Here is a 17,717-nt window from a genome sequence, read left to right as displayed (position 1 = left end):
AACCGCCGCGGCGGATGTTATTATTTTTTGATTTCTTTCTTTTCTTTAGTTTTAGCTGCTACTTTTTTAGTGGCTGGTTTTTCAGCCTTAACAGCTTCTTTCTTTTCTACTTTTACTTCTGCTTCTGCTTTTTCAACACTAACGCCCTCCTCTTTCTTTACCACTACCTTCTTGTCAACTTTTCGCAAACTGCTTAAAGCTTCAATAACGTTTCTAGCAATACTAACCTTGTTAGTTGTTCCCAAAATTTTACTAGAAATATTTTTGATACCGGCAAGATCAAAAATGATACGAGCCGCTCCTCCAGCAATAATACCCTTACCTTGCTTAGCTGGTTTCAATAGAATTTTCGCAGCCCCAGTTTTCATATAAACATCATGAGGAATTGTATCATTAACAATCGGCACTTCAATCATTACTTTTTTTGCTTGATTAACTGCTTTAGAAATCGCAATAGTTACATCAGCGCCCTTATCTAAACCGATTCCAATGCGACCATTTTTATCACCGATTGCCACGCAAGCTCGGAAACGCATTCTCTTTCCTCCAGCCATTACACGAGTTACTCTCGCCAAATCAACAATTCTTTGTTCGAATTCTTCTTTCGGTCTTTCACCACGACTATCCGGTCTTCTTTTTTTAGAAAATTGATTTTTTTTCTTATCACCAAAAACAGACTTAGCAACCACATCAGCTGCCTTCTTATCAGTATCAATCTTTGCTTCGATTTTATTTTCTACTTTATCGTTTGACATAATTTTTATCTAAATTAGTTCTATGTATTAATTTTAAAATTGTAAACCACCCTCTCTTGCTCCTTCAGCCAAAGATTTGATTCTACCGTGATATTTATAACCGCCACGATCGAAAACTACTTGTTCAACTTTCTTCGCTTTTGCTTTTTCAGCAATTAACTTGCCTAATTCAAAACCAGTCAAGATTTTGCCCGTCAAAGCGCTCTCACTCTTCTTACCTTTAACTTCCTTGGCAGCACCGCTTACTAAAGTTTTACCAGCTACGTCATCAATAATCTGCACAAACATGCTCGCATTTGAACGAAAAACGCTCAATCTTGGACAAGTCGCAGTGCCAGAAATCTTCTTTCTGATCTTAATGCGTCTCTTAAGTCTCTTTTCAATTTTAGCTTTATTAATATTCATATATTTATAATTTGTTTTCTATTTAACTATTTATTTACCCTTTGCTGAAGTCTTACCTTCCTTTCTCACAATCACCTCATCAGAATACTTAATGCCCTTACCTTTATAAGGTTCTGGCTTCTTAATTTTTCTGATTTGTGCGGAAATTTCACCCACTAATTGCTTATCAATACCTTCAATTGTGATTGTGTTCGCTTCTACTTTTCCAGCAATACCTGTCGGTAAAATAAATTCAACTGGATGAGAAAAACCAACGTTCAAAGTTACTTTCTGTCCTGCAATTGCAATTTTATAACCAACACCTTTCAATTCCAATTTCTTGCTAAAACCATCTGTCACGCCCTTCACCATATTGTTCAACAAACTCCAAAATAATCCCCAAAGGGCATTGTCTTTTCTTGAAACACCTTCCTTAATACTTACATGTAATTCACTTTCGCCAACTGTTACTGTAATTAACGGATGTAACTTTTGCTTCAACTCACCTTTCGCACCTTTAACAATCACGAATCCCTTTTCAACGCGTACTTGAGTATTATTATTAAATTTTATTGGTAATTTTCCTAAACGTGACATAATGTATTATTTTACTTAGTAAATTTCACAAATAACTTCTCCACCTAAACCTTCTCTTCTAGCTTTTTTATTTGTCATTAAGCCTTTAGATGTTGAAACAATGGCGATACCCAAATTATTTAAAACTCTAGGTAGTTCAATCTTCTTGGAATAAGCGCGTAAGCCTGGCTTACTAATTCTCTTAATGCTAGTAATCGCTGATTTACCGCTCTTCTTGTATTTCAATACTATTTTTAATTCATCAAAAGTAGATTTCTTCGGGTCGGCGCTAGCTTTAACAACATCAACATCATAAACCCACCCTTCTTCTTTAAGAATCAAGGCAATCTTATGCTTCATTTTGCTCATCGGTAAAAGAATCTCTGCTTTTTTCACAGCGGAAGCATTTCTTATTCTTGTTAACATGTCAGCTATTGGATCTGTCATAAAATTTATATTAATTTATTTTCTATATATACTTATTATTTATTATTATTTCCGCTTAACGCGGACAAACACTCTACCAAGATGCTTTCTTTATTCCCGGAAGATCACCATTGTCAGCTAATTCACGAAAACAAATACGACACAAACTAAAATCACGCATGTAACCATGGTTTCTGCCACATCTCCAACATCGGCGAATAACGCGTGTTGAAAATTTTGGTGTTCTTTTTGCTTTTGCAATTAATGCTTTTCTAGCCATATAATCTTAGCCGTTAATTTATTATTTATTAAAAATTATTTATTATCTTTCTTAAATGGAAAACCGTATAATTCAAACAGTCTCAAACCTTCTTTTCTAGTCTTAGCAGTTGTTGCTAAACTTACCTCAAGGCCGAAAACATTTTCAATTTCATCACTACGAATTTCTGGGAAAGCTAAATGTTCTTTGAAACCGATTGTCATGTTACCAGTTCGGTCCATGCCTTTATCAGTAATGCCACGGAAATCTCTTACACCTGGGAAAGAAAGATTAATTAATTTTGTCAAAAAATCAGTCATTCTCTTACCTCTCAAGGTAACACTGGCGCCAATTACCATTCCTTCTCTAAGCTTGAAAGCAGAAATCGCCTTCTTCGCTTTGTTCTCTTGTGGTTTTTGTCCAGTAATTCTTGTTAAACCGCTCAAAACGTTTTGGATAAAAGCTTTTTCCTTAGTCTGTCTACCAAATCCAACATTAACAACAATCTTAGAAATCTTTGGAATCTGCATCGCGCTCGTATAACCAAATTCTTCCTTCAATTTCGGCATTATTTCATTTTTATATTTTTCTTGTAACATAATTATTATTCTAATTAATCAATTACTTGATCACATTTTTTACAAACTCTATATTTCTTCTTTTTATCATCTGAATATTTATAACCGATTCTCGCTTCTTTGCCACACTTAGGGCAAGACAACATTAAATTAGACAAATCCATAGGTGCTGGAAATTCAATTCTTTGACCATGCTCACCTTGTCTTCTTGGACGCATATGCTTGATCAATAAATTGATACCTTCAACACTGGCTCTGTTCTTCTCAGGAAAAACTTGCAAAACTTTTCCGGTTTTACCGTTATCCTTACCAGCTGTTATTTTAACTTTGTCATTAACTTTAATTTTCATATTATATTCTTATTATATATCGTAATTTACAAAACTTCTGGTGCTAATGAGGCAATCTTCAAAAAGCCTCTCTTTCTAACCTCTCTAGCAATCGGACCAAATACGCGAGTTGCTTTTGGCTCTTTCTTTACCTTATCAATAACCACACAAGCGTTTTCGCTAAATCTCAAATACACACCATCTTCACGACGGATTTCTTTTTTGGTTCGAACAATAACAGCGTGAACTACATCACCTTTCTTGATCGCTGCATGTGGCGCTGCCACTTTTACCGCACAAGAAATAATATCACCAACCCCACCGTATCTTTTTTTGTAACCACCAAAAACATGGATACACAAAACTTCCTTTGCACCCGAATTATCTGCTACTTTTAATCTTGACTCTGTTTGAATCATATCTCTAAAAAATTAGATTAATAAATTACTCGCCATCTCTTGTCCTTGGACATTGGCCGACATTCAATAAATTTTACTTTATCACCTGTTTTATACTGTTCCTTTTCATCATGAACCTTGTATTTCTTGCTTACTGTATATCTCTTCTTATATCGTGGGTGAATCTTAACACTATCAACCTTAACTACAACAGTCTTGTTCATTTTGTCGCTCACAACCTCGCCATTAAAAGTTTTTTTAATAACTACTCTTTCTACGACTACTGCCTCATCAACCTTAGTTGCAACTTTCTTATTCGATTTTACTTCTTTTGTATTAACCATACTAATTATTTAACTAATGTAAATATTATTTAATATTTTCTTCTTTCTTGGTGTTAAGCAAAGTCAAAATTCGGGAAATAGTTGTTCGCACAACTCTAATATCCGTTACTTTTTTTAATTGCTTGCTCGCATCCTTAAATCTCAAATCACGCAAATTATCTCTCTGTTCCGCCAACATCTTGTGCAATTCTGGAATGTTTTTTAATTTTAATTCTTTTAAATTCATAAAATTTATCTACTTACTACTTTACATTTAACTGGTAGCTTGTGGGCTGCCGCGATCAAAGCACTTTTAGCTGTCTCTTCGTCAACACCGTCGATTTCAAACATAACCATTCCTGGTTTCACAACAGCTACATAGTGATCAACTGAACCTTTACCCATACCCATAGGGATTTCTCCACCTTTTTGGGTAACTGGCTTATCAGGGAAAATTCTAATCCATATCTTACCACCTCTTTTTGTCGCTCTCGTGATTACTCTACGAGCCGCTTCGATTTGTCTGGAAGTGATCCAAAATGGTTCCATTGTCTTCAAACCAAATTTACCGAAAGCAACGCTAATCATTCTACTAGCTTTTCCGCCTCTCTTGCCTTTGTGCGACTTTCTATATTTAGTTTTCTTTGGCATTAACATATATGTATAATATCACTAATTGTTATAAAAGATTTAGTCTTTTTGTATGGTCGGGAATTCACATTCCACGACCGTATAAATTATTTATTTTTTCTTGCCAACGACTTCGCCGCTAGAATCTCCTACTTTTTCAAATTTATCACCCTTATAAATCCAAACCTTGATACCGATTGCACCATATGTTGTGCGGGCTACGCCACGGGAATAATCAATGTCTGCTCTTAAAGTGTGTAGGGGTACTTTACCACTAGTCAACATTTCCGTTCTAGCAATTTCTGATCCATTCAATCGTCCTGAAATTTTTACTTTGATTCCTAATCCCCCAGCTCTTTCTACTTTGTTAATCACTTGCTTCATTACTCTTCGGAAAGGCATTCTCTTTTCAATTTCCAAGGCCATTCCTTGCACCACAATTTGAGAACTCAAACTTGGTCGATCAACTTCGTGTATATTTAAATTTATATCACTCAATTTAACTGCTTGTGGTCTTGATAAAAACTTAACCAAAAGCTCTTTTTTCAAATCCTCAATACCAGCACCGCCGCGACCGATAATAAAACCAGGCTTAGCTGTATAAACATTGATTACAATCTTCTTAGCATTTCTTTCAATCTCAACGCGATCAACACCAGCTTCCATGTATTTTTTCAACAAATGTCTACGAATATACAAATCTTGTTGCAAATTTTTTACATAGTCTTTACCAGTCCCGAACCACTTAGAGTGCCAAGTTCTTGTAATACCCATTCTAAAAATTTTTGGATTAACTTTTTTTCCCATATAATGTATAAGTTATTATAAAAACCAAAGGTTTTTTGTGTGGTCAGGAGTTTATGCTCCATGACCGTAAACTATCAATCTACTTCAAGTAGTCGCTTATCCTGACTTTCTTCTAAACATTTTATTAACAAAACCCTTAGAATCTTTCTCAACTTTGCTATGCTTGCCATGTCCTTCCATTCTTGGATCAACAATTTTCTTACCCTTCTCATCCGCATCTTCCTTAGCAATTTTTTCTTCTTCCTTGGCCTTAACCTTAGCAGCACCTTCTTCTTTAACGTTTCCTGTTAATTTGATCGGCGCTTCAATTTTAGTCTGCTTGCCTTTCTTCTCACCACTATCAACTAATTCTCCTAAAGTGATCATCACGTGACTAACTCTTTTTCTGATAACTGTCGCACGACCTCTAGCTCTTGGCATTGATCGCTTCATAGTCATACCTTCGTCAACTCTGATTTCCTTCACTAATAGATTATCCACCTTCAATTCGAAATTGTTTTCCGCGTTAGCAATCGCTGATTTCAAAAGCTTGTCAATTGGATGAGTTGATTTCTTATTAATAAACTTCAACTGATCCAAGGCTTTTTCAACCTTCATGCCACGAATAACGTCCACTACTAATCGGACCTTTCTTGGAGATATTTTTAAATTGTTTAATTTTGCTGATACTTGCATATTATCTTTTATCTTTTAAATTATTTTTTAACCTTGGCCATTTTACCACCGTGATTAACAAATTTTCTAGTTGGTGCAAATTCACCAAACTTGTGACCCACCATATCTTCAACTACATAGACATCAACATGCTTACGACCATTGTGGACGCCTACTGTAAAACCAACCATTTCTGGTGTGATTGAACATGAACGATCCCAAAGACGCAAATTAGTTTTTTCGCCCGGTTTCAAATTCTTGATTTTGTTCAAGAACCGTTGATTAATATATGGTCCTTTTTTTAAACTTCTAGACATTTGGTTATAATAATTATTTATAAAAGCCCTCGGCTTTTTGTATGGTCAGGAGTTTATGCTCCAATGACCGAATTTATTATTTCTTCTTCTTATTAACTCTTCTTTTTACAATCAATTTGCCAGATGGCTTTTTCTTGTTTCTAGTCTTCACGCCCAACGCTGGTTTACCCCAAGGTGTCTTCGGATGCTTCAAACCAATAGATTGGTTACCTTCACCACCACCATGTGGATGATCAACTGGATTCATCGCTGTACCACGAACTGTTGGTCTCCATCCTAATCTTCTATTTCTTCCAGCAGAACCAATCTTAATATGTCTTTGATCAACATTACTAACTTGTCCAACTGTGCACATACATTCCCTCTTAATCAATCTTATTTCACCGGATGGCATCTTTACTTGCGCATATTTTCCTTCTACACCCATTACGAATAATGCGATACCAGCGCCACGAGCGATTTTTCCGCCACGTCCTGGTTCGATTTCCACATTATATACGGCTACACCAGCTGGAATATTTCCAATCGGCATCGCGTTACCTTTCTTGATTTCAATTCTCTCTTGTGATGACATAATCTTGTCACCAACCACTAGACCAACCGGAGCTACAATATATCTCTTTTCACCATCAGCATAAAATAACAAAGCAATTCTCGCACCTCTATTTGGATCATATTCAATCGCATTTACAGTTGCCTCGATGCCAAATTTTTCTCTCTTAAAATCAACGATTCTAACAAATCTTTTTACACCACCACCTCTGTGTCTTACTGTAATCTTACCTTGTGCGTTTCTACCACCATGTTGCTTTTTGATTGTAATCAAATTCTTTTCTGGCTTGCTTTTAGTGATATCACTAAAATCATCAAATGTAGCTTGACGTCTTCCTGGTGTTGTTGGTTTTACTTTTTTAATTCCCATATCTTAAATTGAAAATTTATAATTATACTCCTTCGTAAACATTGATTGTTTCGCCTTTTGGTAAAGTTACAATCGCCTTTTTCCAATCCTTTCTCTTGCCTTTGATTCGACCAAATCTTTTAGTCTTACCCAAAACGTTCATTACGTTAACGTCAGTTGGTGTAACACCATAAACGTCCTTGATCGCTTTTTTGATTTCAACCTTATTGGTGTCATGAGCCACTTCGAACAAATACTTATTCGATGTTGCAAAATTAGCACCCTTTTCAGTTACTAAGGGTTTAACTAAAACTTTATAAGCATTTGACACTTTATTGCCAGCTACTTTCTTGGTTTCACCTTTAGTTGTTTCGTCTTTGTATAAATCTTTCGTTGCCATATATTAAATCCTGCCTTCGCAGATAATTTATTTCTTATAAGTTATTTCCATTTTCTCAACCGATGCTTTGGTAATAATCAAATTTCGATATTTTAATAAATCGAAAATATTGATGTTGTCCAAATTGATAATCTTCACACCGACCAAATTGCGGCCAGAGTATTTCACCTTATCATCGTTGCTAGAATCAATAATTAATACACTTCTTCTCTTATTCTCGATTTTCTTCATTGCCTTTTCTTCCATGTTACCAACAATCTCATTAAAAGTTTTAGTCTTAAATTCGCTCATTTTCACTTCATCCAAAATTGCCATTGCTTCGCTTGCCATTCTATCAGACAAAACCATGAACATCGCTTTTTGCTTCATTTTCTTATTGATTTCTTTTTTGAAATTTCTATCTTTCAAGGGACCAAAAGTAACACCACCGCCAATCCAAATCGGTGAACGACTTGAACCAGAACGAGCACGACCAGTTCCCTTTTGTCGCCATGGTTTTTTACCACCACCGCGAACTTCTCCTTTTGTCTTGGTATGTGCCAAAACTTGTCTTTCATTTCCTAACTGTGCAACATAAGCTTGGTGAATCAAATCATTATTGGTTTTTACACCAAAGATATTTTCACTCAACTCAATCTCGCCAACTGTTTCTGCTTTTTGATTGTATAATTTAGTCTTAATGGACATACTATTTAAAAAACTTAGTTATCAATAATTATTTTGAAGCTTCTTCGTCTTCAATTTTTTTGCCAGCTTCAATTACTACTTGTTCAATATTTTCTTCAGCTTTTACTACTTCTTCAGCCTTAACCTCTTCCTTAACTTCCACCACTTTCTCTTCAACCACCTCTTCAACTTTTTCTTCAACCTTTTCTTCAACCTTTTCTTCAACTGGAACAGTCTTCTCTTCAATAAATTTTAATTCACCTTTGCCCTTAATCATTACCAAGCCGTTAATTGCTCCTGGTACAGCACCCTTGATGTATAAAATATTATTTTCAATATCAACTTTGATAATTTCCAAATTGCTAGTTGTAATTCTCTTGCCACCCATGCGACCTCCCATTCTTGTACCTTTAAATACATGAGCAGGGCCTTTAGCACCAATCGAGCCAGGCATTCTAACTTGATCCTTAGTACCATGAGTCTTAATCTGACCTTTGAAACCATGTCTCTTTACTACACCTTGAAAACCTTTTCCTTTGGAGTTAGCAGTTACTTGGATAATATCACCTTCTTGAAATGTTTCAACGCCAACCACATCACCCTTCTTAGCTTCTACGCCTTCAGTTCTGAACTCACGAAGTTTAGCAAAACTGCCCAAGCCCTTCATATGACCTAATTGTGGTTTCTTGATATTCTTTTCTTTGCGAACGCCAAAACCCATTTGCAATGCTGAATAACCATCAGTAGCTTCATTTTTTACTTGAACTACAATGTTTGGTTCAGCCTTAACTAAGGTTACTGCAACAACTTTGTCATTCTTCCAAAGTTGAGTCATTTCTTGTTTTTTACCTATAATAAATTTCATAAAATATTCTGTTATTGTCGCAGATCCGCTTGGAGCGGATAATTTAAGGATTTAAGAAACAAAAAACTGGTTTATAACAAAACCAGCACTAAAAAATAATAGAATTATCTTCTGAGTTGTACTGTATCTTTTTGTTAACTTAATCCTTTCTAGTTTAGCTATTTATCCATCATTAAAGCACTGTCACCGCGCTAGCAGTGAGTTACTAAAACAATACAAGATAGCTCTACTTATATAATGACATTATATGCCATCTTTTTAAAAAATGCAAGTCCTTTTAATTATTCAATATTAGCCATTTTATATTATATATAATATAAATATAAAAATTTGGCAAATATTTAAACAAAAATGGATTACATCTTTATTTCAATATCAACACCGGCTGGTAAGCTTAGACTTGTCAAATCCTCGATAGTCTTTGGCGTAGGGTCAATAATATCAATCAGTCTCTTGTGAGTTCTGATTTCATATTGATCTCTAGCTGTCTTGTGAACGAAAGTTGATCGATTCACAGTGTATCTCTTTTTTTCCACTGGAAGTGGAATAGGACCAAAAACGCTAGCACCGCTTCTGTTCACGGTGTCAATAATTGTCTTTGTTGACTGGTCAATGATCTTATGATCAAAGGCCTTAATCTTGATTCTAATTTTTTGTTTAGAATCATCTTTCTCGCCTGTTTCTTTTTTGGATTTTTTTTCTGCTGTCATCTTGAAATCTTTAAATAATGTTAATTATTTTTAAATAAATAATACAATCCCGCCTCAACTTGAGACCGAGGCGGGACAAAGTATTTACTTAATTACTTTAACTACTACACCGGCACCTACTGTTCTACCACCTTCACGAATAGCGAATCTCATTTTTTCTTCCAAAGCAATTGGAGAAATAAGTTTCACCTTGAAGTTGATAGTATCACCAGGCATTACCATTTCAGTTCCTTCTGGCAATTCTACTTCACCAGTAACATCAGTTGTTCTGATATAGAATTGAGGCTTGTAACCCTTGAAGAATGGCTTGTGTCTACCGCCTTCTTCTTTTGACAAAATGTAAACTTCAGCTTCAAATTCAGTGTGAGGTGTTACAGTTCCAGTTTTAGCCAAAACTTGTCCACGCTCAACTTCATTTTTCTTTGTACCACGAAGTAATACACCAGCATTGTCACCAGCCATACCACTGTCTAACTGCTTGTTAAACATTTCGATACCAGTTACCACTGTTTTCTTTGTATCCATCAAACCAACGATTTCACATTCATCACCAACTTTCAAAATACCTCTTTCAATTCTACCTGTAACTACTGTACCACGACCTTCGATTGAGAAGACGTCTTCAATAGGCATTAAGAATGTTTTATCAGTATCACGAACTGGTTCTGGAATAGCTTCGTCTAAAGCAGTCAACAATTCCATTACTTTCAAACCGTATTCACCTGTTGGATTTTCAAGAGCTTTCAAAGCTGAACCTCTGATGATTCTTGTATTATCACCGTCAAATTCATATTTCTTCAACAAGTCTCTGATTTCTTCTTCCACAAGGTCGATCAATTCTTGGTCTTCAACCATATCGCATTTGTTCAAAAATACTACGATGTGACCGATACCAACTTGTCTAGCCAAAAGGATGTGCTCTCTTGTTTGAGGCATAGGTCCGTCTGTTGCGGCTACTACCAATACTGCACCGTCCATTTGAGCGGCACCAGTAATCATGTTCTTTACATAGTCAGCGTGACCAGGACAATCTACGTGAGCATAATGTCTCAATGTTGATTCATATTCAACGTGAGCTGTCGCGATAGTAATACCACGAGCTTTTTCTTCCGGCGCTGCGTCAATTTGATCTACATCCTTGTGAGATGACATCAAACCATTAGCGGCTGCCACCTTCAAGATAGCGGCTGTTAATGTTGTTTTACCGTGGTCAACGTGACCAATTGTTCCCACATTAAGATGTGGCTTGTTGCGTTCGAATTTTTCTGCCATTTTTTTAGCTTACGACCTCTACTTAGTTTAAAACTGAGAGAGTTTTGTCCAGTCGTTAAAATTAATTTTATTATGTTAATTATTTATTAAAACTTTTAGTTTTATATATAGTCAGGAGCTTATGCTCCAATGACCAAAACTTTTATTTTAAAAAGTTATTTCCTCTAAATAGTGTCTATCTTCTTCAATCACCTCCTCGGCTACCTCTTTAATATTCTTTGGGATACTCCAATGTCCACTTTTACCACTATGCTCTTCGGAAAAATCCACACGTCGGTCAAAATTACCTTCCAAAAAATTCATTTTATCAAAATCGCTTTCGTTTGACAAATTATCCTCTTTCGAAATTGAGAGGTCGCGATTTATTTTATCAATTCGCTCCTCTTCTGTCAAGTGGTTGTCGACCGGGGCATAAAAATCATTTTCACCCTCATAATCATTGTCGAAATCAATTTTTTCGTCCTCTTCGGCATTTTCATCCTCACTGTAATATTCCTCATCTTCGCAGCAATTACAATTACTGGCTTCCAAATCACGTTCATATTCATCAAAAGGAATCAGAACATAAGAATTTTCCGGTTCACGAGAATCAATGACAATTAATTTATCGCCAGTTTTTTTTGCAATATTTATAGCTCTCTGTAATTGACTATGCATATTATTTAATTCTGGATTATGATTTATTTCTTCTCCTTTTCCTTCTCACCAGCAATCTCAGCCACAATGTGCTTCGGTGCTTCTGAATAATGCAAGAATTCCATAGAATAAGCAGCGCGTCCTTGACTCATTGAGCGAAGCTCAGTTGCATAACCAAACATCGAAGACAATGGCACTTTCGCGTCGATTACCTTGCTCTTGGCTCTATCTTCCATTCTATCAACTTGACCACGTCTTGAATTCAAATCACCCACAATGTTACCCATATATTCTTCCGGAGTTACTACTTCTACTTTCATGATTGGTTCCAATAATACTGCACCTGCGTTCTTCGCCGCTTCTCTAAACCCTAGAATCGCCGCCATCTTAAACGCTGCTTCAGATGAATCCACATCATGGTAAGAACCGTCAGTAACGGCCACCTTCACATCAACCATTGGAAAGCCAGCGATAACACCGCGACCCAAAGCTTCTTTCACACCCTTATCAATTGCCGGAATAAATTCACGAGGAATAGAACCACCCTTTGTTTCATCAACAAAGCTGTTGCCAACACCAGCTCCAGCTGGTTCAAGACGAAGATAACAATGACCATACTGACCACGTCCACCGGATTGCTTCACGTGCTTACCCTCACCCTCGCCAGTAGTTCTAATTGTTTCTCTATATGATACTTGTGGTTTACCAATATTTGCTTCAACGCCAAATTCGCGTCTCATTCTATCTACGATAATATCCAAATGTAATTCACCCATACCGGAAATCAAAGTTTGATTTGTTTCCTCATCTGTTTCAACACGGAATGTTGGATCTTCTTCAGCCAGTTTTTGTAAAGCTGTTCCCATTTTTTCTTGATCAACTTTTGTCTTTGGTTCAACCGCAATCTTAATAACTGGCTCTGGGAATGTAATTGACTCCAAAACCAATTTCTTATCTTCATTACATAAAGTATGACCAGTAATTGTTTCTTTTAAACCGATTACAGCTGCAATGTCACCAGAGTGCACTTCTTTAATTTCTTCTCTTGAGTTAGCGTGCATTCTTACCAAGCGACCAATTCTTTCTCTCTTACCATTAGAAGAGTTGTAAACATAAGAACCGGATTGTAAAACGCCACTGTAAACACGCACAAAGCATAATTTACCCACAAACGGATCAGTCGCAATTTTAAATGCTAAAGCCGCAAAAGGCGCATCATCCTTGGCTGTTACTTCAATCTCATGTTCAGCATCATTTGGATCAGTCGCTACGATTGGTGGCACGTCAAGTGGAGATGGCAAGTAATCAACTACCGCATCAAGTGCAAACTGTACACCAATATTTTGCAAAGCTGTTCCAGCTAATACCGGGTAAATCATATTACCCAATACACCTTTTCTAATTGCTCTTTTCAATTCATCAATAGTCACTTCTTCACCGCCTAAATATTTCTCCATCAAGGCATCATCGCATTCAACTACACGGTCAAGCATTTCTTCACGAAATTTCTTCACCACTTCTTGCATATCATCAGGAATAGGAATTTCTATAATTTGTTCACCAGAAGCGCCCTTAAATTCATAACCTTTCAAGGTTACTAAATCAACAATACCACGCATAGTGTCTTCGGCACCGATTGGCAATTGAATTGCCACAGCCTTATCATTCAATCTATCTCGAATAGAGTCCAAGCTCATAAAGAAATCACCACCCATCTTGTCCATTTTATTTACAAAACAAAGTCTTGGCACATTATACTTGTCTGCTTGTCTCCATACTGTTTCAGATTGTGGCTCTACACCAGCAGATCCGTCAAATACAGCCACAGCACCATCAAGCACACGCAAAGAACGCTCTACCTCTACAGTAAAGTCCACGTGACCAGGAGTGTCGATAATATTGATACGATTGTCTTTCCAGAAACAAGTTGTAGCCGCTGAGGTAATTGTAATACCACGCTCTTTTTCTTGTTCCATCCAATCCATGTCGGCAGCACCGTCATGAGTTTCACCAATTTTATGTTTTTTACCAGTATAAAAAAGCACACGCTCAGTAAAAGTAGTTTTACCAGCATCGATGTGCGCCATGATTCCTATATTTCTTGTTTTTTCCAATGAGTATTCTCGAGACATAAATTTAAATCAATTATTTAAACAATAAAAACTGTAATAAGTGTTTTCAACAAAGCGTGGCTTTGATTATTTATTACAGTTCTTTTTGTATTTGTTTGTTATGTGAAATGTTAAACATCAAATTAATAATTCAGGTCGGTAATTATCTTGCAAAGTGAGCAAAAGCCTTGTTAGCTTCAGCCATTCTATGTACAGCCTCTCTCTTTCGAACTGCTGCGCCTTCGCCAGCAGATGCTGCCAAAATTTCGTCAGCCAATTTTACGTTCATCGGTTTACCCTTTCTATCCTTAGCGGCCTCGATCAACCAGTTGCAACCCAAAGAAAATCTTCTTTCACCTCTTACTTGAAAAGGAACTTGGTAGTTTGCACCACCAACGCGCTTGCCGCGAACCTCCAATAAAGGCATGATTTTCTTCAAAGCCTTGTTAAAGACGTGTCTTGGATCTTGTTTGGTTTTATCTTTGATAATTTCAAAAGCATCGTAAACAATACCTTGCGCGACAGTTTTCTTGCCTCTTTGCATGATATAATTGATGAATTTAGAAATATCAGTATCATTATACTTAATATCGCCTTCTATTTCTCTTTTTGGTGCTTGTTTTCCACGCATATATATAGTTTAAATTATTTTAATTATTTCTTTTCTCGCTTAGCGCCGTAAGATGATCTGGATTGCTTTCTATTTGCAACGCCTTGAGCATCGTAAACACCACGCACTACCTTGTAACGAACACCACCCAAATCTTTTGTCTTACCACCTTTTAGTAATACGATTGAGTGTTCTTGTAAATTGTGTCCGATACCAGGAATATAAGCTGTTACTTCTGAACCGTTAGAAAGTCTAACTCTAGCGATTTTACGTAAAGCGGAGTTTGGTTTCTTTGGAGTTGTTGTTGTAACCTTCAAACATACACCTCTTTTAAAAGATGCGCCTCTTTTCAACTCAGTTCTTTTACGATGAAGAGTATCCATGGTAAATTGCAAAGCTGGAAATTTGCTCTTAGTTGTAGTTTTGGTTCTTCCTTTTCGAACTAATTGATTAATTGTTGGCATAAAAACTGTTTTTTACTTTTTATAAATCATGTGTTAACAAAAACAACCCCGATAAAAACTCAGGATGTTATTGTTTAATTTATCAAAAAACTTTAAATAAGTCAAGACCACGATACAACTCATCTACCGCAAGAACATAAATACGAATTATTACCTAATATTAGCTACTACATAATTCGATTACTATATTTCATTTTCTTATCCAATATTAATGAAAGAATTCTTCATTGACAAAAAATTTATTAGTGCTAAGTTTGACTTAGTTTTTAAAAAATTATTGTCCCATGCTGTCACTTTAATGAAGACGATAATTGTCTCACTGATATTATTTTTTACCCTGATGTTTTTTTCGGGGGTTTTTGTGGCCAAAACTTTAGCTAATGCCTACTCCCCTTTGGATTTTTCCAATAGTTACAAAAGATTTGAAGCCAAAGTCGGTTTTGATCAAGAGAATGGTCGATACTACTCCTATCATTACGAGTTTTAAATCCCAACTATCAACTTGAACAAAAACTCAATCACCGGAATAATCAACTGAAAACCAAACATCACAAAAAATAAAACCAACATCATGCCGTATCTTTCCAGACTGGCATATTTTACCTGCCAATTATATGGCAAAAACGGCATTAAGACCTTGGATCCGTCCATTGGTGGTATCGGCACAAGATTAAACACCATTAACAAAAGATTAATATAAACTATCAATTGCATAAAACTCACCATGGCCATTGAGGCAATCGGGAAAAAACGCAACACTAGGCCAAAAAATATCGCTATCATAAGATTTCCCAATGGTCCGGCTATCGCCACCTTGGCAGCGCCATATTTTTTATCGCTTAGATTATAAGGATTAAATGGCACTGGTTTAGCCCAACCAAACACAAATGGAGAGCCAGTCATCACCAAAACCGCCGGCAAAAGCACTGAGCCGACTGGATCAATATGTGACAAAGGGTTCATGGTCAAACGACCAGCGTCCTTAGCTGTCGAGTCCCCCAACTCATTCGCCATCCACCCATGCATATATTCGTGAAAGATAGCGGAAAATATCAAAACAATGATTTGAAATATAGCAATTTCCATAGAATTATCTAATAAATTATTTATTATAACCCCTATATTATCACATCTTGCAAAAAAATACAAAATGTGATAAAGTTTTATCATCAATAACCGATTACGGCAAATATTGATTTTTTTTATTTATTTTTATTATAAAAAGCTATGGCTACAAAATGTGAAATATGCGGACGTGGGCCGCAAAAAGATGCTCAGAGATCACACTCAAATATCAAAACTATCAAGCGCCAATATATTAATTTGCAAAGCAAGAAAATTGACGGCAAAAAAACTGATGTTTGTACTAAATGTATCAAGACTATCAATAAAGAATAAAATTTCTTCAAATAAAAAACAGTCCCGAGTGCTCGGGACTGTTTTTTTTATCAAAAAAAACAAAAAACTTTCAAGATTAATAATTTTCTGCTATAATTTAAATAATAAGAATAAGGGGGAAATAAATATCCTGACGCGTCTAGCTGTCTAGTTTTCTAGCTATCTAAGCGTCCAGTCCATAAACAAATGCTAGAAGTCAAAAAAGAAGGAGTTATACTCAGACCAACAAACCTGGAATTCGAAAACAAATCAGTTTTTAATCCCGGCATTCTCCAAGAGGGCAATACCGTACACATGGTCTATCGCGCCATTGATGAAAATAATAAGTCCTGTCTTGGTTATGCGCGTCTTGAAGGACCGATGAAGGTTGTTGAACGCTGGACCAAGCCTTTTATGTATCCTCATTTCAACTACGAAAAAATGGGCATTGAAGATCCGCGCTTGGTCAAAATAAACGATTTAGTTTATATGACCTATGTCGTGCATGATGGTAAAAATGCCATGACTGCTTATTCCTCGGGTAAGGATTTATTCCACCTCAAAAAAGGAGGCATCATTTCGCCACAGCTTTCCTATAACCGCGTGGGTAAATTATTCGGCTTCAGTAAATTAAAAGACGACTATTATACTTTTAAATCATACTACACTGACTACGTCGGCGAAGACGTAACAGTCTGGGACAAAGACGGTTTTTTCTTTCCGGAAAAAATCAAAAACAAATATGTTTTCATGCATCGCATTTTACCTGACACTCAGATTGCGCCTGCCAAACATATTTATTTTTTAAAAACCAAAGAATATTGGGAAAGAAATATCAAACAACTTTCCAAGTTCGTCGTCCTCGAACCAGAACAAGGTTGGGAAAATCGCCATGTTGGTGGTGGCTGTCCACCAATCCGAACTAAATATGGTTGGTTACTCATTTACCACGGTGTTGGCGAATCAAATGACGGCCGCATCTATAGCGCCGGCGCTTGTATTCTCAAAATCGATAATCCAACTCACGTCATTGCCCGTCTCCCAAAACCATTTATGGTGCCAACTAAGAAGTATGAAACAAACGGCACAGTGAGCGATGTCACCTTTCCTACCGGCACTGCCATCTTTGACGATCGTCTCTATATCTATTACGGCACTGCTGATACCAATATCGCGGTTGCCTCTGTAAACTTGGATGAATTCTTAGAAGAAATTATGAAATATCCAGTTGTTGATTAAATCTTGCTCTCCAAAATCGAATATGATAGA

Annotated in this window: 28 protein-coding genes; 3 read left to right on the top strand and 25 right to left on the bottom strand. The window is 36.3% G+C overall.

The features are described from left to right. Positions 1-20 precede the first annotated feature (20 nt). From KKD45_03215 to rpsL, 24 genes are all read right to left on the bottom strand, one after another. Positions 21-755: a 30S ribosomal protein S5 gene (locus KKD45_03215; protein ID MBU4309513.1), complete on the bottom strand. Its 735-nt coding sequence runs from the start codon at positions 753-755 to the stop codon at positions 21-23. A gap of 33 nt (positions 756-788) precedes the next feature. Continuing rightward, on the bottom strand, positions 789-1,160 hold the full coding sequence (gene rplR, locus KKD45_03210; protein MBU4309512.1) for a 50S ribosomal protein L18: 372 nt from the start codon (positions 1,158-1,160) through the stop codon (positions 789-791). Positions 1,161-1,190: 30 nt separating this feature from the next. Continuing rightward, a complete protein-coding gene (rplF, locus tag KKD45_03205) occupies positions 1,191-1,736 on the bottom strand; it encodes a 50S ribosomal protein L6 (protein MBU4309511.1) in 546 nt (181 codons plus the stop codon). A gap of 15 nt (positions 1,737-1,751) precedes the next feature. Beyond that, entirely contained in the window at positions 1,752-2,162 is a 411-nt protein-coding gene (rpsH, locus tag KKD45_03200; protein MBU4309510.1) for a 30S ribosomal protein S8, read from the bottom strand. 73 nt (positions 2,163-2,235) lie between these two features. Beyond that, complete coding sequence (locus tag KKD45_03195) at positions 2,236-2,421, bottom strand: type Z 30S ribosomal protein S14 (protein MBU4309509.1); 186 nt, start codon at positions 2,419-2,421, stop codon at positions 2,236-2,238. A 35-nt stretch (positions 2,422-2,456) separates the two neighbouring features. Continuing rightward, complete coding sequence (rplE, locus tag KKD45_03190) at positions 2,457-2,999, bottom strand: 50S ribosomal protein L5 (protein MBU4309508.1); 543 nt, start codon at positions 2,997-2,999, stop codon at positions 2,457-2,459. Positions 3,000-3,013: 14 nt separating this feature from the next. Continuing rightward, entirely contained in the window at positions 3,014-3,328 is a 315-nt protein-coding gene (gene rplX / locus KKD45_03185; protein MBU4309507.1) for a 50S ribosomal protein L24, read from the bottom strand. A gap of 26 nt (positions 3,329-3,354) precedes the next feature. Then, complete coding sequence (gene rplN / locus KKD45_03180) at positions 3,355-3,726, bottom strand: 50S ribosomal protein L14 (GenBank protein ID MBU4309506.1); 372 nt, start codon at positions 3,724-3,726, stop codon at positions 3,355-3,357. Between the two features lie 17 nt (positions 3,727-3,743). After that, a complete protein-coding gene (gene rpsQ, locus KKD45_03175; protein MBU4309505.1) occupies positions 3,744-4,049 on the bottom strand; it encodes a 30S ribosomal protein S17 in 306 nt (101 codons plus the stop codon). A 25-nt stretch (positions 4,050-4,074) separates the two neighbouring features. After that, a complete protein-coding gene (gene rpmC / locus KKD45_03170; protein ID MBU4309504.1) occupies positions 4,075-4,275 on the bottom strand; it encodes a 50S ribosomal protein L29 in 201 nt (66 codons plus the stop codon). Positions 4,276-4,280: 5 nt separating this feature from the next. Beyond that, the gene (rplP, locus tag KKD45_03165) at positions 4,281-4,685 is read right to left on the bottom strand and encodes a 50S ribosomal protein L16 (GenBank protein MBU4309503.1); all 405 of its coding nucleotides are present in this window, start codon (positions 4,683-4,685) and stop codon (positions 4,281-4,283) included. 84 nt (positions 4,686-4,769) lie between these two features. Next, a complete protein-coding gene (rpsC, locus tag KKD45_03160; protein MBU4309502.1) occupies positions 4,770-5,465 on the bottom strand; it encodes a 30S ribosomal protein S3 in 696 nt (231 codons plus the stop codon). Between the two features lie 96 nt (positions 5,466-5,561). After that, complete coding sequence (gene rplV, locus KKD45_03155; GenBank protein ID MBU4309501.1) at positions 5,562-6,140, bottom strand: 50S ribosomal protein L22; 579 nt, start codon at positions 6,138-6,140, stop codon at positions 5,562-5,564. A gap of 20 nt (positions 6,141-6,160) precedes the next feature. Continuing rightward, positions 6,161-6,436: a 30S ribosomal protein S19 gene (gene rpsS, locus KKD45_03150; protein ID MBU4309500.1), complete on the bottom strand. Its 276-nt coding sequence runs from the start codon at positions 6,434-6,436 to the stop codon at positions 6,161-6,163. 76 nt (positions 6,437-6,512) lie between these two features. Further along, positions 6,513-7,358: a 50S ribosomal protein L2 gene (gene rplB, locus KKD45_03145; GenBank protein ID MBU4309499.1), complete on the bottom strand. Its 846-nt coding sequence runs from the start codon at positions 7,356-7,358 to the stop codon at positions 6,513-6,515. 22 nt (positions 7,359-7,380) lie between these two features. Continuing rightward, positions 7,381-7,737, bottom strand: a complete 357-nt coding sequence (rplW, locus tag KKD45_03140; protein MBU4309498.1) for a 50S ribosomal protein L23 — start codon at positions 7,735-7,737, stop codon at positions 7,381-7,383. A 27-nt stretch (positions 7,738-7,764) separates the two neighbouring features. Further along, complete coding sequence (gene rplD, locus KKD45_03135) at positions 7,765-8,424, bottom strand: 50S ribosomal protein L4 (protein ID MBU4309497.1); 660 nt, start codon at positions 8,422-8,424, stop codon at positions 7,765-7,767. Between the two features lie 28 nt (positions 8,425-8,452). After that, a complete protein-coding gene (gene rplC / locus KKD45_03130) occupies positions 8,453-9,268 on the bottom strand; it encodes a 50S ribosomal protein L3 (protein MBU4309496.1) in 816 nt (271 codons plus the stop codon). A gap of 356 nt (positions 9,269-9,624) precedes the next feature. Beyond that, a complete protein-coding gene (gene rpsJ, locus KKD45_03125; GenBank protein ID MBU4309495.1) occupies positions 9,625-9,978 on the bottom strand; it encodes a 30S ribosomal protein S10 in 354 nt (117 codons plus the stop codon). Between the two features lie 84 nt (positions 9,979-10,062). After that, complete coding sequence (tuf, locus tag KKD45_03120; protein MBU4309494.1) at positions 10,063-11,250, bottom strand: elongation factor Tu; 1,188 nt, start codon at positions 11,248-11,250, stop codon at positions 10,063-10,065. 147 nt (positions 11,251-11,397) lie between these two features. Beyond that, positions 11,398-11,907 carry a hypothetical protein gene (locus KKD45_03115; GenBank protein ID MBU4309493.1) on the bottom strand — a complete coding sequence of 170 codons (510 nt, stop codon included), beginning with the start codon at positions 11,905-11,907 and terminating at the stop codon, positions 11,398-11,400. Between the two features lie 23 nt (positions 11,908-11,930). Next, positions 11,931-14,018 carry an elongation factor G gene (gene fusA / locus KKD45_03110; protein ID MBU4309492.1) on the bottom strand — a complete coding sequence of 696 codons (2,088 nt, stop codon included), beginning with the start codon at positions 14,016-14,018 and terminating at the stop codon, positions 11,931-11,933. A 142-nt stretch (positions 14,019-14,160) separates the two neighbouring features. Further along, entirely contained in the window at positions 14,161-14,628 is a 468-nt protein-coding gene (gene rpsG / locus KKD45_03105) for a 30S ribosomal protein S7 (GenBank protein ID MBU4309491.1), read from the bottom strand. A gap of 23 nt (positions 14,629-14,651) precedes the next feature. After that, entirely contained in the window at positions 14,652-15,071 is a 420-nt protein-coding gene (rpsL, locus tag KKD45_03100; GenBank protein ID MBU4309490.1) for a 30S ribosomal protein S12, read from the bottom strand. Positions 15,072-15,282: 211 nt separating this feature from the next. Here rpsL and KKD45_03095 point away from each other — a divergent pair, with 211 nt between their 5' ends. Beyond that, entirely contained in the window at positions 15,283-15,558 is a 276-nt protein-coding gene (locus KKD45_03095; GenBank protein ID MBU4309489.1) for a hypothetical protein, read from the top strand. On the opposite strand, the gene KKD45_03090 is transcribed toward KKD45_03095, so the two are convergent. After that, positions 15,555-16,157: a site-2 protease family protein gene (locus tag KKD45_03090; GenBank protein MBU4309488.1), complete on the bottom strand. Its 603-nt coding sequence runs from the start codon at positions 16,155-16,157 to the stop codon at positions 15,555-15,557. The two genes, KKD45_03095 and KKD45_03090, sit on opposite strands and share 4 nt — an antisense overlap. Before the next feature lie 141 nt (positions 16,158-16,298). Here KKD45_03090 and KKD45_03085 point away from each other — a divergent pair, with 141 nt between their 5' ends. Beyond that, a complete protein-coding gene (locus KKD45_03085) occupies positions 16,299-16,469 on the top strand; it encodes a 50S ribosomal protein L28 (GenBank protein MBU4309487.1) in 171 nt (56 codons plus the stop codon). Positions 16,470-16,655: 186 nt separating this feature from the next. Continuing rightward, positions 16,656-17,687 carry a pesticidal protein Cry7Aa gene (locus tag KKD45_03080; GenBank protein MBU4309486.1) on the top strand — a complete coding sequence of 344 codons (1,032 nt, stop codon included), beginning with the start codon at positions 16,656-16,658 and terminating at the stop codon, positions 17,685-17,687. Positions 17,688-17,717 lie beyond the last annotated feature (30 nt).

It is taken from the genome of Patescibacteria group bacterium (assembly GCA_018897195.1).
In the GTDB taxonomy this organism is placed as follows: domain Bacteria; phylum Patescibacteriota; class Patescibacteriia; order Patescibacteriales; family UBA12075; genus JAHILH01.
The sequence above is the reverse complement of the archived record's forward strand: the minus strand, read 5'-3'. Positions and strand labels throughout refer to the sequence as shown.

Coding starts and splice junctions, on each gene's coding strand:
- KKD45_03095 (MBU4309489.1), top strand. CDS start 15,283: ATGAAAGAATTCTTCATTGACAAAAAATTTATTAGTGCTAAGTTTGAC.
- rplN (MBU4309506.1), bottom strand. CDS start 3,726: ATGATTCAAACAGAGTCAAGATTAAAAGTAGCAGATAATTCGGGTGCA.
- KKD45_03195 (MBU4309509.1), bottom strand. CDS start 2,421: ATGGCTAGAAAAGCATTAATTGCAAAAGCAAAAAGAACACCAAAATTT.
- rpsC (MBU4309502.1), bottom strand. CDS start 5,465: ATGGGAAAAAAAGTTAATCCAAAAATTTTTAGAATGGGTATTACAAGA.
- KKD45_03080 (MBU4309486.1), top strand. CDS start 16,656: ATGCTAGAAGTCAAAAAAGAAGGAGTTATACTCAGACCAACAAACCTG.
- KKD45_03215 (MBU4309513.1), bottom strand. CDS start 755: ATGTCAAACGATAAAGTAGAAAATAAAATCGAAGCAAAGATTGATACT.
- fusA (MBU4309492.1), bottom strand. CDS start 14,018: ATGTCTCGAGAATACTCATTGGAAAAAACAAGAAATATAGGAATCATG.
- rpsS (MBU4309500.1), bottom strand. CDS start 6,436: ATGTCTAGAAGTTTAAAAAAAGGACCATATATTAATCAACGGTTCTTG.
- rplC (MBU4309496.1), bottom strand. CDS start 9,268: ATGAAATTTATTATAGGTAAAAAACAAGAAATGACTCAACTTTGGAAG.
- rpsQ (MBU4309505.1), bottom strand. CDS start 4,049: ATGGTTAATACAAAAGAAGTAAAATCGAATAAGAAAGTTGCAACTAAG.
- KKD45_03090 (MBU4309488.1), bottom strand. CDS start 16,157: ATGGAAATTGCTATATTTCAAATCATTGTTTTGATATTTTCCGCTATC.
- KKD45_03085 (MBU4309487.1), top strand. CDS start 16,299: ATGGCTACAAAATGTGAAATATGCGGACGTGGGCCGCAAAAAGATGCT.
- rplP (MBU4309503.1), bottom strand. CDS start 4,685: ATGTTAATGCCAAAGAAAACTAAATATAGAAAGTCGCACAAAGGCAAG.
- KKD45_03115 (MBU4309493.1), bottom strand. CDS start 11,907: ATGCATAGTCAATTACAGAGAGCTATAAATATTGCAAAAAAAACTGGC.
- rpsL (MBU4309490.1), bottom strand. CDS start 15,071: ATGCCAACAATTAATCAATTAGTTCGAAAAGGAAGAACCAAAACTACA.
- rplF (MBU4309511.1), bottom strand. CDS start 1,736: ATGTCACGTTTAGGAAAATTACCAATAAAATTTAATAATAATACTCAA.
- rplR (MBU4309512.1), bottom strand. CDS start 1,160: ATGAATATTAATAAAGCTAAAATTGAAAAGAGACTTAAGAGACGCATT.
- rpsH (MBU4309510.1), bottom strand. CDS start 2,162: ATGACAGATCCAATAGCTGACATGTTAACAAGAATAAGAAATGCTTCC.
- rpmC (MBU4309504.1), bottom strand. CDS start 4,275: ATGAATTTAAAAGAATTAAAATTAAAAAACATTCCAGAATTGCACAAG.
- rpsJ (MBU4309495.1), bottom strand. CDS start 9,978: ATGACAGCAGAAAAAAAATCCAAAAAAGAAACAGGCGAGAAAGATGAT.
- rplX (MBU4309507.1), bottom strand. CDS start 3,328: ATGAAAATTAAAGTTAATGACAAAGTTAAAATAACAGCTGGTAAGGAT.
- tuf (MBU4309494.1), bottom strand. CDS start 11,250: ATGGCAGAAAAATTCGAACGCAACAAGCCACATCTTAATGTGGGAACA.
- rplW (MBU4309498.1), bottom strand. CDS start 7,737: ATGGCAACGAAAGATTTATACAAAGACGAAACAACTAAAGGTGAAACC.
- rplD (MBU4309497.1), bottom strand. CDS start 8,424: ATGTCCATTAAGACTAAATTATACAATCAAAAAGCAGAAACAGTTGGC.
- rpsG (MBU4309491.1), bottom strand. CDS start 14,628: ATGCGTGGAAAACAAGCACCAAAAAGAGAAATAGAAGGCGATATTAAG.
- rplB (MBU4309499.1), bottom strand. CDS start 7,358: ATGGGAATTAAAAAAGTAAAACCAACAACACCAGGAAGACGTCAAGCT.
- rplE (MBU4309508.1), bottom strand. CDS start 2,999: ATGTTACAAGAAAAATATAAAAATGAAATAATGCCGAAATTGAAGGAA.
- rplV (MBU4309501.1), bottom strand. CDS start 6,140: ATGCAAGTATCAGCAAAATTAAACAATTTAAAAATATCTCCAAGAAAG.